Source organism: Citrobacter sp. Cf132, from assembly GCF_030333885.1.
Lineage (GTDB): Bacteria > Pseudomonadota > Gammaproteobacteria > Enterobacterales > Enterobacteriaceae > Citrobacter > Citrobacter freundii.
The window spans coordinates 145677-160015 of sequence record NZ_JAOWFA010000070.1 but is presented as its reverse complement, the minus strand read 5'-3'; the positions used below and the strand labels follow the sequence as shown (position 1 = coordinate 160015).

Annotated in this window: 17 protein-coding genes; 2 read left to right on the top strand and 15 right to left on the bottom strand. The window is 53.1% G+C overall.

Annotation, left to right across the window (positions count from 1 at the left end; all coding sequences use genetic code 11):
* Positions 1-239: 239 nt before the first annotated feature.
* From OGV85_RS20510 to OGV85_RS20500, 3 genes are read right to left on the bottom strand one after another with little or no spacing between them, the layout of a single operon-like run.
* Positions 240-476 (bottom strand): non-oxidative hydroxyarylic acid decarboxylases subunit D, encoded by a 237-nt coding sequence (locus OGV85_RS20510; protein ID WP_061547648.1) that lies wholly within the window; start codon positions 474-476, stop codon positions 240-242.
* Positions 477-486: 10 nt separating this feature from the next.
* Positions 487-1914 carry a non-oxidative hydroxyarylic acid decarboxylases subunit C gene (locus OGV85_RS20505; RefSeq protein ID WP_049015124.1) on the bottom strand — a complete coding sequence of 476 codons (1428 nt, stop codon included), beginning with the start codon at positions 1912-1914 and terminating at the stop codon, positions 487-489.
* Positions 1914-2507, bottom strand: coding sequence for a non-oxidative hydroxyarylic acid decarboxylases subunit B (locus OGV85_RS20500; protein WP_003034196.1), 594 nt, complete (start codon positions 2505-2507; stop codon positions 1914-1916). Before OGV85_RS20500 ends, OGV85_RS20505 begins: the two co-directional genes overlap by 1 nt.
* A gap of 157 nt (positions 2508-2664) precedes the next feature.
* Between OGV85_RS20500 and OGV85_RS20495 the strand changes: the two genes are divergently transcribed.
* Positions 2665-3069, top strand: coding sequence for a MarR family winged helix-turn-helix transcriptional regulator (locus tag OGV85_RS20495; protein ID WP_003034194.1), 405 nt, complete (start codon positions 2665-2667; stop codon positions 3067-3069).
* Positions 3070-3211: 142 nt separating this feature from the next.
* Here the strand turns inward: OGV85_RS20495 and rpoS are convergent, their stop codons facing one another.
* The 12 genes from rpoS to cysD all read right to left on the bottom strand — a co-directional run bounded on the left by rpoS (position 3212) and on the right by cysD (position 13039).
* Entirely contained in the window at positions 3212-4204 is a 993-nt protein-coding gene (gene rpoS, locus OGV85_RS20490) for an RNA polymerase sigma factor RpoS (protein ID WP_000081498.1), read from the bottom strand.
* Between the two features lie 62 nt (positions 4205-4266).
* On the bottom strand, positions 4267-5349 hold the full coding sequence (nlpD, locus tag OGV85_RS20485; RefSeq protein ID WP_230328689.1) for a murein hydrolase activator NlpD: 1083 nt from the start codon (positions 5347-5349) through the stop codon (positions 4267-4269).
* A 184-nt stretch (positions 5350-5533) separates the two neighbouring features.
* Complete coding sequence (locus OGV85_RS20480; protein WP_003034172.1) at positions 5534-6160, bottom strand: protein-L-isoaspartate(D-aspartate) O-methyltransferase; 627 nt, start codon at positions 6158-6160, stop codon at positions 5534-5536.
* Positions 6154-6915 (bottom strand): 5'/3'-nucleotidase SurE, encoded by a 762-nt coding sequence (gene surE, locus OGV85_RS20475; protein ID WP_003825728.1) that lies wholly within the window; start codon positions 6913-6915, stop codon positions 6154-6156. The genes OGV85_RS20480 and surE overlap by 7 nt, the downstream gene beginning before the upstream one ends.
* Entirely contained in the window at positions 6896-7945 is a 1050-nt protein-coding gene (truD, locus tag OGV85_RS20470) for a tRNA pseudouridine(13) synthase TruD (protein WP_061547650.1), read from the bottom strand. The genes surE and truD overlap by 20 nt, the downstream gene beginning before the upstream one ends.
* A complete protein-coding gene (ispF, locus tag OGV85_RS20465) occupies positions 7942-8421 on the bottom strand; it encodes a 2-C-methyl-D-erythritol 2,4-cyclodiphosphate synthase (RefSeq protein ID WP_003034167.1) in 480 nt (159 codons plus the stop codon). Before ispF ends, truD begins: the two co-directional genes overlap by 4 nt.
* Positions 8422-8476: 55 nt before the next feature.
* Entirely contained in the window at positions 8477-9172 is a 696-nt protein-coding gene (gene ispD, locus OGV85_RS20460) for a 2-C-methyl-D-erythritol 4-phosphate cytidylyltransferase (RefSeq protein ID WP_003034165.1), read from the bottom strand.
* An 18-nt stretch (positions 9173-9190) separates the two neighbouring features.
* Complete coding sequence (gene ftsB, locus OGV85_RS20455; RefSeq protein WP_003034163.1) at positions 9191-9502, bottom strand: cell division protein FtsB; 312 nt, start codon at positions 9500-9502, stop codon at positions 9191-9193.
* A gap of 215 nt (positions 9503-9717) precedes the next feature.
* Positions 9718-10041: a DUF3561 family protein gene (locus tag OGV85_RS20450; protein WP_003034160.1), complete on the bottom strand. Its 324-nt coding sequence runs from the start codon at positions 10039-10041 to the stop codon at positions 9718-9720.
* A 47-nt stretch (positions 10042-10088) separates the two neighbouring features.
* Positions 10089-10694 carry an adenylyl-sulfate kinase gene (gene cysC / locus OGV85_RS20445; protein ID WP_003034157.1) on the bottom strand — a complete coding sequence of 202 codons (606 nt, stop codon included), beginning with the start codon at positions 10692-10694 and terminating at the stop codon, positions 10089-10091.
* A complete protein-coding gene (gene cysN, locus OGV85_RS20440; protein WP_061547651.1) occupies positions 10694-12121 on the bottom strand; it encodes a sulfate adenylyltransferase subunit CysN in 1428 nt (475 codons plus the stop codon). Before cysN ends, cysC begins: the two co-directional genes overlap by 1 nt.
* Before the next feature lie 9 nt (positions 12122-12130).
* Positions 12131-13039 (bottom strand): sulfate adenylyltransferase subunit CysD, encoded by a 909-nt coding sequence (gene cysD / locus OGV85_RS20435; protein WP_003034152.1) that lies wholly within the window; start codon positions 13037-13039, stop codon positions 12131-12133.
* Positions 13040-13293: 254 nt separating this feature from the next.
* On the opposite strand from cysD, the gene OGV85_RS20430 reads away from it, so the two are divergent.
* Positions 13294-14337, top strand: coding sequence for an aminopeptidase (locus tag OGV85_RS20430; protein ID WP_003034151.1), 1044 nt, complete (start codon positions 13294-13296; stop codon positions 14335-14337).
* The last annotated feature ends 2 nt before the right edge of the window (positions 14338-14339 follow it).

Below are 14339 nucleotides of genomic sequence, written 5' to 3'. Positions count from 1 at the left end.
TCTTGCCTCCCTGCAAAGAAGAGACTAACATCCAAATTGTTCAGGTTTGTACGCTAGCCTCAGGTTGATAGAACTATCTCCTGGGGCTTTTGTCTTTCCGGGACCTTGCCAATGCTCAAAGCCCAGAAAGCCTCAAGCACCCGCAGCTATTCTATTCCCGATGCCGCTGTAACAAATCAATTTATCAATACGTTACGAGTCTGCTCGCAAAAAAGACCCGGAATCCCGGGCCTTCAGTATTAGCGCTTACCTTCCGCCAGCAGCGGTGGAATACTCGGCACCATTGGCGCATCATCGATATCTTTTTGCGTCATCCGAAACGCTTGCGGGTAGTGCTCGCGGCTGGTACGACGTAGCGGTTCGGTATTACGCCAGGTGTACAGACAATGCTGGCACTGATATACCGTCCAGACATCTTTTACCGGCGAGTTTGCCATCACTTCAATATGTTCATCGGCACAACGTGGACAAATCATCTGCTACTCCTTATTTACGGTTGGCCAGCATGGCGGTCAGTTTTTCTGCCCAGGCTTTCGTTTCCGGTAAATCACATACCGGCTGGCTGTAGTGCCCACGGTTATCCGGCGCGACCGGCGTGGTGGCATCAATAATTAACTTGTCGGTAATCCCCGCCGGACTGGAACCCGGATCAAGCTCCAGCACCGACATATTCGGCAGTTGCACCAGATCGCCCGCCGGATTGACCTTCGAAGACAACGCCCACATCACCTGCGGCAGGTTGAACGGGTCAACATCCTCATCAACCATAATCACCATTTTCACGTAACCCAGGCCATGCGGCGTCGTCATTGCGCGCAGCCCCACCGCGCGGGCAAAGCCGCCGTAGCGTTTTTTGGTGGAGATAATCGCCAGCAAACCGTGGGTGTACATGGCATTCACCGCCTGCACTTCCGGGAACTCGGCTTTCAGCTGTTGATACAGCGGTACGCAGGTTGCCGGCCCCATCAGGTAGTCAATCTCCGTCCACGGCATCCCCAGATATAGCGATTCAAAAATCGGTTTGGTGCGATAAGAGACTTTATCGATACGTACGACCGTCATATTACGTCCACCGGAATAGTGCCCGGTAAACTCGCCAAACGGCCCTTCGATTTCACGCTTACGGCTTTCAATGACCCCTTCGAGGATCACTTCCGAACCCCAAGGCACGTCAAAGCCGGTGAGCGGTGCGGTAGCGATCGGGTACGGGCTTTCACGCAGCGCTCCCGCCATTTCGTATTCCGACTGATCGTACTTCAGCGGCGTGGCCCCCATCAGGGTAATAATCGGATCGTTACCCAGCGTGATGGCAATCGGCAGATCTTCACCGCGCTCTTCAGCTTTATGCAGATGCAGCGCGATATCATGCATCGGCACGGGCTGCAGGCCAAGCTTGCGTTTGCCCTTCACTTCCATACGATAAATGCCGACGTTCTGTTTGCCGAAGTTGTCCGGATCCAACGGATCGCGCGACACCACGCAGGCTTTATCAAGATAGAAACCGCCGTCACCATCGTTCAGACGAAACAGCGGCAGTATATCAAACAGGTTGATCTCCTCACCATCAACACAGTTTTCAGCCCACGCCGGGTTGGCACGACGCTCCGGTGTAACCGGAAATTTATCCCAACGGCGAATAAACTCATCAATTTGTTTTTTCACCGGCGTATTGGGCGGCAGGCCTAATGAAATGGCATGATTCTGCCATGAGCCGATGGTATTCATCACCACGCGGGCGTCGGTAAAACCACGAATATTGTCAAACCACAGCGCTGGCGCACCATCACCAATACGTCCGGTCGCGTTAGCCGCCGCAGCCAGATCCGGCTCAGCGTTGACTTCTTCACTGATTTTCAGCAATTGTCCCTGGTCGTCCAGCGCTTGTAAAAAGCTGCGCAAATCATCAAATGCCATTATTCATTCTCCTGTGAAAAATTTTGCGCCTGCCGTAAACCCTGCCAGCGACGGGCGTTTGGATGCTCCAGACCAAACTGATCGAGCACACGCGCAACGATATGCTGAGTGATGTCATCGACCGTTTGCGGGTGGTTGTAAAACGCGGGCATCGGCGGGACCATCGCCACGCCCATGCGGGAAAGTGCGAGCATGTTTTCCAGATGAATAGTGCTGAGCGGCATTTCACGCGGAACCAGAACCAGCTTGCGCCCTTCTTTCAGCACCACATCAGCAGCGCGCCCCACTAGTCCTTCCGCGTAGCCTGCTCGAATACCGGCCAGCGTTTTCATACTGCAGGGGATAATGATCATGCCGTCAGTACGAAACGATCCTGAGGATATGGTCGCCGACTGGTCCGCCGGGTTGTGGCAATAATCGGCCAACGCCGACACATCACGGACGCTGTACGGCGTCTCCAGTTCAATGGTGGTTTTGGCCCACTTTGACAGCACCAGATGGGTTTCTACCCCCGGCATTTCCCGCAGCGCCAGCAATAGCGACACACCAAGCGGTGCGCCGGTCGCCCCGGTCATTCCTACAATCAGTCTCATTTAGCCCTCAATTTTGTTCGTGTACGAACATTTTATTAAAATACTCCCTCGATGCATTCCGGACAAGAGCACCTCGCACAGATTGCTAAAGCAGCAATGGTTAAACTATGACGCGTTACCCGTTAAGATAGAGACTGACAGATATTCCGGAGCTCTCATGCCGTTAAGAAACACAGCCTTTCACCTTTTACGTCAGCTTTTTCAGCAACATACGGCTCGCTGGCAACATGAATTACCGGATCTGACCAAACCGCAGTATGCGGTGATGCGCGCCATTGCCGAGCATCCCGGCATTGAGCAGGTCGCCCTGACCGAAGCCGCAGTCTGTACCAAGGCAACGCTTGCGGAAATGCTGAGCCGGATGGAAAAACGGGAGTTGGTCAGACGTGAACACGACCCGGCGGATAAGCGTCGGCGGTTTGTTTATTTGACCGCGCAAGGAGAAGCATTACTGACCAGCGCAACCCCGTTAGGCGATAGCGTGGATGATGAGTTTCTGGGGCGATTATCTGATGAAGAACGTGAGCAGTTCATACGTCTGGTGCGTAAGATGATGAACTAATCTGCCGGATGGTGACATAAATGTCTTATCCGGCCTACAAAGTCCTGCTCCCCGTAGGCCTGATAAACGCAGTGCCATCAGGCAACAAACATAGAAAAAGGCCAGTCTCAATGAGACTGGCCTTTCTTGATAGAACTTGTGCTTACTCGCGGAACAGCGCTTCGATATTCAGTCCCTGAGTCTGCAGGATTTCACGCAGACGACGCAGACCTTCAACCTGAATCTGGCGAACACGTTCACGGGTGAGGCCAATTTCGCGGCCCACATCTTCCAGTGTCGCAGCTTCATACCCCAGCAGACCAAAGCGACGTGCCAGTACCTCACGCTGTTTGGCGTTCAGTTCGAACAGCCATTTGACGATGCTCTGTTTCATATCATCGTCTTGCGTGGTGTCTTCCGGGCCGTTTTCCTTTTCATCGGCCAGAATATCCAGCAACGCTTTTTCGGAATCGCCACCCAGCGGGGTGTCTACCGAGGTAATACGCTCGTTGAGTCGGAGCATACGGCTGACGTCATCAACCGGTTTGTCCAGTTGTTCAGCAATCTCTTCTGCGCTCGGTTCGTGGTCCAGTTTATGCGACAACTCACGCGCGGTACGCAGATAGACGTTCAGCTCTTTTACAATGTGAATTGGCAGTCGGATCGTACGGGTTTGGTTCATAATCGCCCGTTCGATCGTCTGGCGGATCCACCAGGTTGCGTATGTTGAGAAGCGGAACCCGCGTTCCGGGTCAAACTTCTCGACTGCACGGATCAGTCCCAGATTGCCCTCTTCAATCAGGTCCAGCAATGCCAGACCACGATTGCCATAACGACGAGCAATTTTCACCACCAGACGCAGGTTACTTTCAATCATGCGACGGCGGGATGCGACATCCCCACGCAGTGCGCGACGCGCAAAATAAACTTCTTCTTCGGCTGTTAACAGTGGTGAATAACCAATCTCACCAAGGTAAAGCTGAGTCGCGTCCAACACACGCTGTGTGGCCCCCTGCGATAACAGCTCTTCTTCAGCCAGGTCGTTATCACTGGGTTCCTCTTCACTCAAGGCTTTTTCATCAAAAGCCTCTACTCCGTTCTCATCAAATTCCGCATCTTCATTTAAATCATGAACTTTCAGCGTATTCTGACTCATAAAGGTGGCTCCTACCCGTGATCCCTAACGGAACTAGCACGTGAAAGCCTGGTTCCGCCGAATTATCGCTGCGGTAAATAACGCAGCGGGTTTACGGATTTCCCCTTGTAACGAATTTCAAAATGCAAGCGTGTTGAACTGGTTCCGGTACTACCCATGGTAGCTATTTTCTGCCCCGCCTTGATTTCTTGTTGTTCCCGGACCAGCATTGTATCGTTATGGGCGTAGGCACTCAGGTAATCATCGTTATGTTTGATGATAATAAGATTACCGTAACCACGCAGCGCGTTACCGGCATAGACGACGCGTCCATCTGCGGTCGCGACAATAGCCTGTCCCTTGCTGCCTGCAATGTCGATCCCTTTATTGCCACCTTCGGTAGCCGCAAAGTTTTCGATCACTTTGCCCTCGGTCGGCCAGCGCCAGGTAGAGATTGGCGAGCTGGTTGACGTTGAGCTTGCAGTTGATTCGGTTGCGCTAACTGCCGGAGCCGTTACAGGCGCTGTGACCACAGTCCCAGCAGGCTTGTTGTTCGGCAACATTTTATTAGCACTTTGTTCACCTGAATCCTCAGAATACGTAATTGTTGGTTTCGAAGCAACAGCAACGGTGGAATTTTGTGCAGGGTTGGTCACAACTCCTTGCTGTGCTGCATCCGCCTGGGTGATGGCATTTCCACCGGTAATCGGTGCGCCAGACGCATTGCCCACTTGCAGAGTTTGACCGACATTCAGGCCATACGGGGCCGGAACGTTATTGCGTTGTGCGAGATCACGGAAATCGTTCCCGGTAATCCAGGCAATATAGAAAAGGGTATCGCCTTTCTTAACAGTATAGGTACTGCCGCCCGTATAGCTACCTTTCGGAATGTTCCCATACTTACGGTTGTACACAATACGACCGTTTTCCATCTGCACAGGTTGTTCCGCAACAGGCTGGATCTGTGTTGACTGTGTGATCGGACGCTGCACCGGCTGGATCTGCGGCGTTTGCTGTACTGTCGACGTCGAGCCCATTTTTGGTGGAGGCGTAATCAGCATACCGGAATTGGTGTTCGTTGATGCACCGCCATCAACGGAACTGACCGGTGCAGGTGGATTCGAGGTATTTGAACAACCTGCCAGCCATAATGAAACCAGTGACAATGCCGCAATGCGGCGAACGGTAAATTTGTGGCTTCCCGCGCTCATTTATCCCCCAGGAAAATTTGGTTAAAACCAGTGACGTAATCACCGTGCAAGGCATCGGACTGGGCACTGGAAACGTGACCACGATACGCTTACTAATTCCAGAATATCCAGGAAAACTCCAGGTATTCAGAGCCTGTATCTACGCAAGCTCCCCTTTTACTAAGGGAACGAAGCGTACGGCCTCCACGGTATCGATAATAAATTCGCCTCCCCGACGACGCACCCGTTTCAGAAACTGGTGCTCGTCACCCACGGGTAAGACGAGAATGCCGCCTTCATCCAACTGCATCATCAATGCGGTTGGGATCTCAGGCGGCGCTGCCGTAACAATGATAGCGTCAAACGGGGCTCGCGCTTGCCAGCCTTGCCATCCATCACCATGACGGGTAGAAACATTATGTAAATCAAGCTGTTTAAGTCGACGACGCGCCTGCCACTGCAAACCTTTAATGCGCTCAACAGAGCACACATGGTGCACAAGGTGCGCCAGAATCGCCGTTTGGTAGCCAGAGCCGGTACCAATTTCCAGCACCCGGGACTGTGGCGTTAACTCCAGCAGCTCGGTCATCCGTGCAACCATATAGGGCTGCGAAATCGTCTGCCCCTGACCAATCGGCAGGGCAATATTGTCCCAGGCCTTATGTTCAAACGCCTCATCAATGAATTTTTCACGCGGCACGGCGGCAAGTGCATCGAGAACAAGCTCATCTCTGATGCCCTGCGCACGTAATTGTTCAAGAAGAGTGTGTACGCGTCTGCTTACCATTGCGTGTCGGCTCCCACGCTGTCTAACCAGTCAGAAACAACTTCATGCGCGCCGTATGCGGTTAAATCGACATGCAGCGGCGTGATGGAAACATAGCCTTCATCGACGGCGGCAAAATCAGTATCCGGTCCGGCGTCGCACTTTTCGCCCGGTGGCCCGATCCAGTACAGCGTATTACCGCGCGGGTCCTGCTGTGGTATCACCTGATCCGCAGGATGGCGACTACCGCAGCGGGTGACGCGGATACCTTTAATCTGATCCAGCGGTAAATCCGGCACGTTGATATTCAAAATGCGCCCGGTGCGCAGCGGTTCACGACTCAGCGCCCGTAAGATACGGCAGGTTACTGCGGCAGCAGTATCGTAGTGTTTATGCCCATCAAGTGAGACAGCCAGCGCAGGGAAGCCCAGGTGACGACCTTCCATCGCCGCCGCAACGGTACCGGAATAGATAACATCATCGCCGAGATTAGGACCTGCGTTAATACCAGACACGACAATGTCCGGACGCGGACGCATTAATGCGTTAACGCCCAGATAGACGCAATCGGTAGGTGTACCCATTTGTACGGCGATATCACCGTTATCATAGGTGAACGTGCGAAGTGAGGATTCCAGCGTCAGCGAGTTGGACGCGCCACTGCGGTTACGATCCGGGGCAACCACCTGTACGTCAGCAAACTCACGCAGCGCTTTCGCCAGCGTTTGTATACCGGGTGCGTGAACCCCATCATCGTTACTCAGCAATATACGCATAATCACCCATTGTGTTAATAAGTTCCCTTACAACACTGGTGGCGAAGCTACCTGCCGGTAGCCAGAAACGTAACTCAACGGTTACGTCATCCCACCAGTTCCAGCTTAATTGTTGTGGATACAGCAACATAGCGCGACGCGACGCGTCGACTTTCTCGCGCAATAACAGAGACTGCAGCGCGGTTTCATCAGCAACAGCGGCTGCTTCAAACGCCAGCGCGTCGCGTTGAGTTCCCCACTCACCGCTGCCCGGTAATGCCGCTGTAATCATCAATTCTTTCTCATCGACGCGACGCTGTAATTCAGTTTGTTCTTCCTGTGCGGCGACAAACCAGCTTCCGCGCCCCGATAATTGTAGCGCATCGCCGTCAACAACTTGATTAAAGTCTGTTTTTTTCAGGCGTTCACTGACTATCTGATTAAACAACGCGCTACGGGCCGCCGACAACCAAAAACTGCGTTTATTGCGATCGCGCACCGGCGCATCGCTTTGCGCCCAGCGCAGCGCCCCTTGCAGGTTGCTGCCGCCGATACCAAAACGCTGAGCGCCAAAATAGTTCGGAACGCCGCGCTCGTTAATTGCCTGCAAACGCGCTTCAACATCATTTCGCTCGCTCACTTCACGCAGCACCAGCGTAAATTCGTTGCCTTTCAGCGCCCCTAAACGCAGCTTACGCTTGTGGCGTGCGTACTCCAGCACTTTACAGCCTTCAAGCTCAAATTTGCTTAAATCAGGCATCGCATTGCCCGGCACACGCGCACACAGCCACTGTTCCGTGACCGCATGCTTGTCTTTCTGACCAGCAAAGCTCACTTCGCGGGCATGAATTTTCAGGAATTTCGCCAGCGCGTCAGCCACAAAACGGGTGTTACAACCGTTTTTCAGGATACGCACCAAAATGTGCTCGCCTTCGCCATCGGGTTCGAAGCCTAAATCTTCGACGACGACAAAGTCTTCCGGATTCGCTTTCAGAACGCCATGGCCTTGTGGTTTGCCATGGAGATACGTCAGATCTTCAAACGCAGTCATTTCGTTGCCTTAATGAGTAACGCCACCGCTTCACAGGCAATCCCTTCCCCACGCCCGGTAAAACCGAGTTTTTCCGTGGTGGTCGCTTTCACGTTAACATCATCCATATGGCAGCCGAGGTCTTCGGCAATAAACACTCGCATTTGTGGAATGTGCGGCAGCATCTTCGGCGCCTGGGCAATAATTGTCACATCCACATTACCAAGCGTATAGCCTTTGGCCTGAATACGCCGCCAGGCTTCACGCAATAATTCACGACTATCTGCACCTTTAAAGGCTGGGTCGGTGTCCGGGAATAGCTTACCGATATCCCCCAGCGCAGCCGCGCCCAGCAGAGCATCGGTTAACGCGTGTAACGCCACGTCACCATCAGAATGCGCCAGCAATCCTTTTTCATACGGGATGCGCACACCACCAATGATAATTGGGCCAACTCCTCCAAAAGCGTGTACGTCGAAACCGTGTCCAATTCGCATTATGCCTTCTCCTGATATACACAGCGTCCTCCAGGCAGCCTGAAGGATGATGTATCTAGATAGTTCGGGTCAGATAAAATTCCGCCAGCGCCAGATCTTCCGGGCGGGTGACTTTGATGTTGTCAGCACGCCCTTCGACCAGCTGCGGATGAAAGCCGCAATATTCCAGCGCCGAAGCTTCGTCTGTAATAGTTGCACCTTCGTTGAGTGCACGCGTCAGGCAATCGTGCAATAACTCGCGCGGGAAAAACTGCGGCGTCAACGCATGCCATAAATCGGTACGATCGACCGTATGGGCGATGTCTGTTCGCCCCGGCTCCGCGCGCTTCATTGTGTCACGTACCGGTGCGGCAAGGATCCCGCCGGTACGGCTGCACTCGCTAATTGCCAGCAAACGGGCCAAATCATCCTGGTGCAGGCACGGACGCGCGGCGTCATGCACCAGCACCCAACGGGCCTCCCCTGCGGCTTGCAAACCGGCAAGGACAGAATCGGCACGCTCGTTGCCGCCATCCACCACCGTAATTTGCGGGTGCGCAGCAAGTGGAAGTTGGGCAAAGCGACTGTCGCCTGGGCTGATAGCGATGACGACTCGCGTCACCCGGGGATGAGCCAGCAGCGCATCAACCGAGTGTTCAAGAATGGTTTTATTGCCAATAGAGAGGTACTGCTTAGGACACTCTGTTTGCATTCGGCGGCCAAACCCGGCAGCCGGCACCACGGCGCAAACGTCCAATAAAGTGGCTGCCATGTTAAATCCCTGGACGGTTTATCGATTGTTTTGCCCTGCAGTCTGAGCGCGTTTAGACGCGTCAGGCACCAGACGATAAAAAGTTTCGCCCGGCTTAGTCATACTGAGTTCGTTGCGCGCACGCTCCTCAATAGCCTCTTGTCCGCCATTGAGATCGTCAATTTCGGCAAAGAGCTGATCGTTACGCGCTTTAAGTTTCGCGTTTGTAGCTTGCTGCGCAGCAACATCATCGTTGACGCGACTATAGTCATGTATGCCGTTCTTACCGAACCACAGCGAATACTGCAGCCAAACTAATAAAGCCAGCAACAGCAGCGTTAGTTTACCCATCCTGCCCCCTGAAAAACGGCATTAATATCCCATAACTTCCGCAGACAACTTTACATCAACGGTCGGGAATGCCGCGACAACGCGGGCAAATGTACCACATTTGCCCGTTGTTACGTATACCCCGTGTAAGGAGAACATAATCTCATTGTTGGTTACGGTTTGAATTATGACCAGAGAGTGAACAACGTCGGCGATTGTTAAAAAAAAGCGTTTGCCTAACCCAATAACCATAAAAATAGGGCGCCAAACATCGCCCCAACCACCAGCAGGGTACAGGTAATGCTCAGCAGCAACCTTCCCTTCAATAGCGAGTGTAAGGCAATACCCGCGACAATCGCCACGGGCAGCAACGCGAGGAAAAAGGGCCAGGTATAAATGAAGAAAAACAGTGTATTAGGGCCATACATCAGACACGGGAATCCCAGCGCCAACAACCACGCGATAAAACCGACCACGGCCCCCGGTAGTGACCAGGTGGTTTCGTCGTCGGCGGCGAAGGTATCTGACTCTGTAATAGTAATGTTATGGCTGTTACGCATATCTAATCCTGTGACCGTGACTGACCGGGCATGTGAGCTCGGGTGTCTCAGGATCTGATAATATCTTCCTGCCTCAGCAGGTCTAATAATTGGGGTACCAAATTTGTTACCAATTGTTCACCATCAAGATGAATCTCTGGCGATTCAGGCGCTTCGTATACCGAATCAATTCCGGTGAAATTGCGTAACTCACCCGCCCGCGCTTTTTTATACAGCCCTTTTGGATCGCGTGCTTCACACGTTGCTAATGGCGTATCGACAAAAACTTCAATAAAACGCCCTTCGCCAACCCGCTCACGAACCATTTTGCGCTCAGCGCGATGCGGTGAGATAAAGGCGGTCAACACCACAAGCCCCGCATCCACCATCAGGTTAGCCACTTCACCAACCCGGCGAATATTCTCCTTACGATCGGCATCACTAAATCCAAGATCGCTGCACAGACCGTGACGCACGTTATCGCCATCCAAGAGATAAGTACTCACCCCCAGCTTATGCAACGCTTCTTCAAGCGCCCCTGCTACCGTGGATTTACCGGAGCCTGACAGCCCGGTAAACCACAGCACAACACCACGATGACCGTGGCGTTGTTCCCGCTGTTGCGGTGTAACAGGATGGGCATGCCAGACGACGTTTTCGTCATGCAGCGCCATTATTTTCCTCCCAGCAGATCGCGCGCACCCCAGTGTGGGAAGTGGCGACGCACCAGTGCATTAAGCTCCAGCTCAAACGCGCTGAACTGGGAAGCCGCGGCGTGCTCCTGAACAAGTGGCTCACGCACCAGTCCCGCGCCAACGGTAACGTTGGTCAGGCGGTCAATAATTATCAGCCCGCCCGTCACCGGGTTCTGCTGATAGGTATCCAGCACCAGCGGTTCATCAAAAGTCAGATTAACCAGACCGATGCCGTTCAGCGGTAGCGCTTCAACGTCACGTTGGGTCAGGTTGTTTATATCGACCTGATATTGCACGCTATCAACGCGTGCGCGGGTCTTCTTGCCTGCGATTTTTATGTCGTAGCTCTGCCCTGGCGACAACGGTTGTTCCGCCATCCACACCACATCAATGGCAGCGCTTTGTACTGTCGGCAGCGTTTCACCGGCATCAAGTAACAGGTCGCCCCGGCTGATATCGATCTCATCTTTTAGCACCAGGGTGATCGCTTCACCTGCATGCGCTTCCTGTAAATCGCCATCAAAGGTCACGATCCGCGCTACGCTCGACTCAACGCCGGACGGCAGAACTTTGACGCGCTGCCCGACCTTCACGCTACCGGAAGCCAGCGTTCCGGCATAACCACGAAAATCCAGATTCGGTCGGTTCACATACTGCACCGGGAAGCGCATCGGCTGAGTATCAATACTGCGCTGGATCTCAACGGTTTCCAGCACTTCCAGCAGCGTCGGACCGCTGTACCACGGCATACTGGCGCTTTGCGAAGCCACGTTATCGCCTTCCAGCGCAGAGAGCGGCACAAACCGGATATCCAGGTTACCCGGAAGTTGTTCAGCAAAAGTAAGATAGTCTTCGCGAATGCGATTAAATGTCTCTTCGCTAAAGTCCACCAGATCCATTTTGTTGATCGCCACCACCAGGTGTTTGATCCCAAGCAACGTGGAGATAAAGCTGTGACGACGAGTCTGATCCAGCACACCTTTACGCGCATCGATCAATAGGATCGCCAGGTCGCAGGTCGACGCACCGGTCGCCATGTTACGGGTGTACTGTTCATGCCCGGGAGTGTCCGCAATAATAAATTTACGCTTCTCGGTAGAGAAATAACGGTAAGCCACGTCGATGGTGATGCCCTGCTCGCGCTCGGCCTGCAAGCCGTCAACCAATAACGCCAGATCAAGCTTTTCGCCCTGAGTGCCGTGACGTTTACTGTCATTGTGCAGCGATGAAAGCTGGTCTTCATAAATCTGACGCGTGTCGTGCAGCAGGCGACCAATCAGGGTGCTTTTCCCGTCATCCACGCTACCGCAGGTTAAAAAGCGCAGCAGACTTTTGTGTTGCTGGGCAACCATCCAGGCTTCAACGCCGCCTTCATTAGCAATTTGTTGTGCAAGTGTCGTATTCATGGCGGCTCCTTAGAAATACCCCTGACGTTTCTTCAGCTCCATGGAGCCCGCCTGGTCGCGGTCAATCACGCGGCCCTGACGTTCACTGGTGGTTGAGACCAGCATCTCTTCGATAATTTCCGGCAGCGTCTGCGCATTCGACTCCACCGCGCCTGTCAGTGGCCAGCAACCGAGCGTACGGAAACGTACCATGCGTTTTTTAATCACTTCCCCGGGTTGCAGATCGATTCTGTCGTCATCAATCATCATCAACATGCCATCGCGTTCAAGCACCGGACGCTCCGCCGCCAGGTACAGTGGCACGATGTCGATATTTTCCAGCCAGATGTACTGCCAGATATCCTGTTCGGTCCAGTTGGAGAGCGGGAAGACGCGAATACTTTCGCCTTTGTTAATTTGTCCGTTGTAGTTGTGCCACAGCTCCGGGCGCTGATTTTTAGGATCCCAGCGATGAAAACGATCGCGGAAAGAGTAAATACGCTCTTTGGCACGTGATTTCTCTTCGTCACGACGAGCACCGCCAAACGCGGCATCAAAACCGTATTTATTGAGCGCCTGCTTCAGCCCTTCGGTTTTCATAATGTCGGTATGCTTGGCGCTGCCGTGGACGAACGGGTTGATGCCCATCGCCACCCCTTCCGGGTTTTTATGCACCAGCAGTTCGCAGCCGTAGGCTTTCGCCGTACGGTCACGAAACTCGTACATTTCGCTGAATTTCCAACCGGTATCAACGTGCAGTAATGGGAACGGCAGCGTGCCAGGATAAAACGCTTTACGCGCCAGATGCAGCATTACGCTGGAATCTTTGCCGATGGAATACATCATCACCGGATTAGAAAACTCGGCGGCCACCTCACGAATGATATGGATGCTTTCCGCTTCCAGTTGCCGCAGGTGGGTAAGTCGTTTTTGATCCATAACCGTTCCTATGTAATGCCGTTATTTTGCTAACGATGCTCAGATAACCTGACTATAGGGAGGGCAAGAGGGCGAATGAAATTACGAATTGGAATGAGTAGTTCCTCAAAGGAATAACGATCCGGAAAAGCAAATATCAAAAAGTGCTTAAGCTACCGGATTTCGGGCATTTAGGAGCAAATGAAATTGTTTTACCTCGATCACAGTTTCATACTAGCGGCTGAAAATTTCTGCTTGGTATTTAAGGACTCATTATGTTTTCCGCAACGCGCCACCTTATTGCTGCCATGGCGCTCGGCGCGTGTTTTATCCTTCCTGCACAGGCAACATCCTCCAAACCTGGCGATATCGCAAATACCCAGGCTCGATATATCGCAACGTTTTTCCCGGGCCGCGTGACGGGATCTCCGGCTGAAATGTTATCCGCTGATTATATACGTCAGCAATTTCAGCAGATGGGCTACAGCAGTGATATTCGGACGTTTAATAGCCGTTATGTTTATACCGCCAAAAATAACCGTAAAAACTGGCATAACGTAACGGGAAGCACCGTTATTGCAGCACATGAAGGCAAAGCGCCGCAGCAGATTATTATTATGGCGCACCTCGACACCTACGCCGCACAAAGCGATGCCGATTCAGATGCCAATCTGGGTGGATTAACCCTGCAAGGGATCGACGACAACGCTGCAGGTGTTGGCGTGATGCTGGAACTGGCGGAAAAACTCAAAGACGTGCCGACGCAGTACGGCATCCGATTTATCGCCACCAGCGGCGAGGAAGAAGGCAAACTGGGCGCGGAGAACATCCTGAAGCGAATGAGCGCCGCCGAGAAGAAAAACACGCTGCTGGTTATCAACCTCGATAACCTGATTGTCGGTGATAAGCTCTATTTCAACAGCGGTAAGAAAACCCCGGAAGCGGTGCGAAAACTGACGCGCGACCGGGCACTGGCTATCGCGCATAGTCGCGGCATTGTAGCCAGCACCAATCCAGGCCTGAACAAAGACTATCCGAAGGGAACAGGATGTTGTAACGATGCGGAGGTCTTCGACGACGCGGGTATTGCTGTGCTCTCCGTTGAAGCGACCAACTGGAACCTGGGCAAGAAAGATGGCTACCAACAGCGCGCCAAAAGCGCCTCGTTCCCGTCTGGCAACAGCTGGCATGATGTGCGACTGGATAACCAGCAGCATATCGATAAAGCCTTACCGGGCCGGATAGAGCGCCGTAGCCGCGACGTAGTACGCATTATGCTGCCGCTGGTAAAAGAACTGGCGAAAGCAGGTAAATCCTGAAG

What these genes read in the sequence shown, in the direction of transcription:
- OGV85_RS20510 (WP_061547648.1), bottom strand. Translation starts at nt 476, where the DNA reads ATGATTTGTCCACGTTGTGCCGATGAACATATTGAAGTGATGGCAAAC.
- cysN (WP_061547651.1), bottom strand. Translation starts at nt 12,121, where the DNA reads ATGAATACGACACTTGCACAACAAATTGCTAATGAAGGCGGCGTTGAA.
- ftsB (WP_003034163.1), bottom strand. Translation starts at nt 9,502, where the DNA reads ATGGGTAAACTAACGCTGCTGTTGCTGGCTTTATTAGTTTGGCTGCAG.
- cysD (WP_003034152.1), bottom strand. Translation starts at nt 13,039, where the DNA reads ATGGATCAAAAACGACTTACCCACCTGCGGCAACTGGAAGCGGAAAGC.
- OGV85_RS20505 (WP_049015124.1), bottom strand. Translation starts at nt 1,914, where the DNA reads ATGGCATTTGATGATTTGCGCAGCTTTTTACAAGCGCTGGACGACCAG.
- ispD (WP_003034165.1), bottom strand. Translation starts at nt 9,172, where the DNA reads ATGGCAGCCACTTTATTGGACGTTTGCGCCGTGGTGCCGGCTGCCGGG.
- OGV85_RS20430 (WP_003034151.1), top strand. Translation starts at nt 13,294, where the DNA reads ATGTTTTCCGCAACGCGCCACCTTATTGCTGCCATGGCGCTCGGCGCG.
- surE (WP_003825728.1), bottom strand. Translation starts at nt 6,915, where the DNA reads ATGCGTATATTGCTGAGTAACGATGATGGGGTTCACGCACCCGGTATA.
- OGV85_RS20500 (WP_003034196.1), bottom strand. Translation starts at nt 2,507, where the DNA reads ATGAGACTGATTGTAGGAATGACCGGGGCGACCGGCGCACCGCTTGGT.
- OGV85_RS20480 (WP_003034172.1), bottom strand. Translation starts at nt 6,160, where the DNA reads ATGGTAAGCAGACGCGTACACACTCTTCTTGAACAATTACGTGCGCAG.
- OGV85_RS20450 (WP_003034160.1), bottom strand. Translation starts at nt 10,041, where the DNA reads ATGCGTAACAGCCATAACATTACTATTACAGAGTCAGATACCTTCGCC.
- truD (WP_061547650.1), bottom strand. Translation starts at nt 7,945, where the DNA reads ATGACTGCGTTTGAAGATCTGACGTATCTCCATGGCAAACCACAAGGC.
- cysC (WP_003034157.1), bottom strand. Translation starts at nt 10,694, where the DNA reads ATGGCGCTGCATGACGAAAACGTCGTCTGGCATGCCCATCCTGTTACA.
- rpoS (WP_000081498.1), bottom strand. Translation starts at nt 4,204, where the DNA reads ATGAGTCAGAATACGCTGAAAGTTCATGATTTAAATGAAGATGCGGAA.
- OGV85_RS20495 (WP_003034194.1), top strand. Translation starts at nt 2,665, where the DNA reads ATGCCGTTAAGAAACACAGCCTTTCACCTTTTACGTCAGCTTTTTCAG.
- ispF (WP_003034167.1), bottom strand. Translation starts at nt 8,421, where the DNA reads ATGCGAATTGGACACGGTTTCGACGTACACGCTTTTGGAGGAGTTGGC.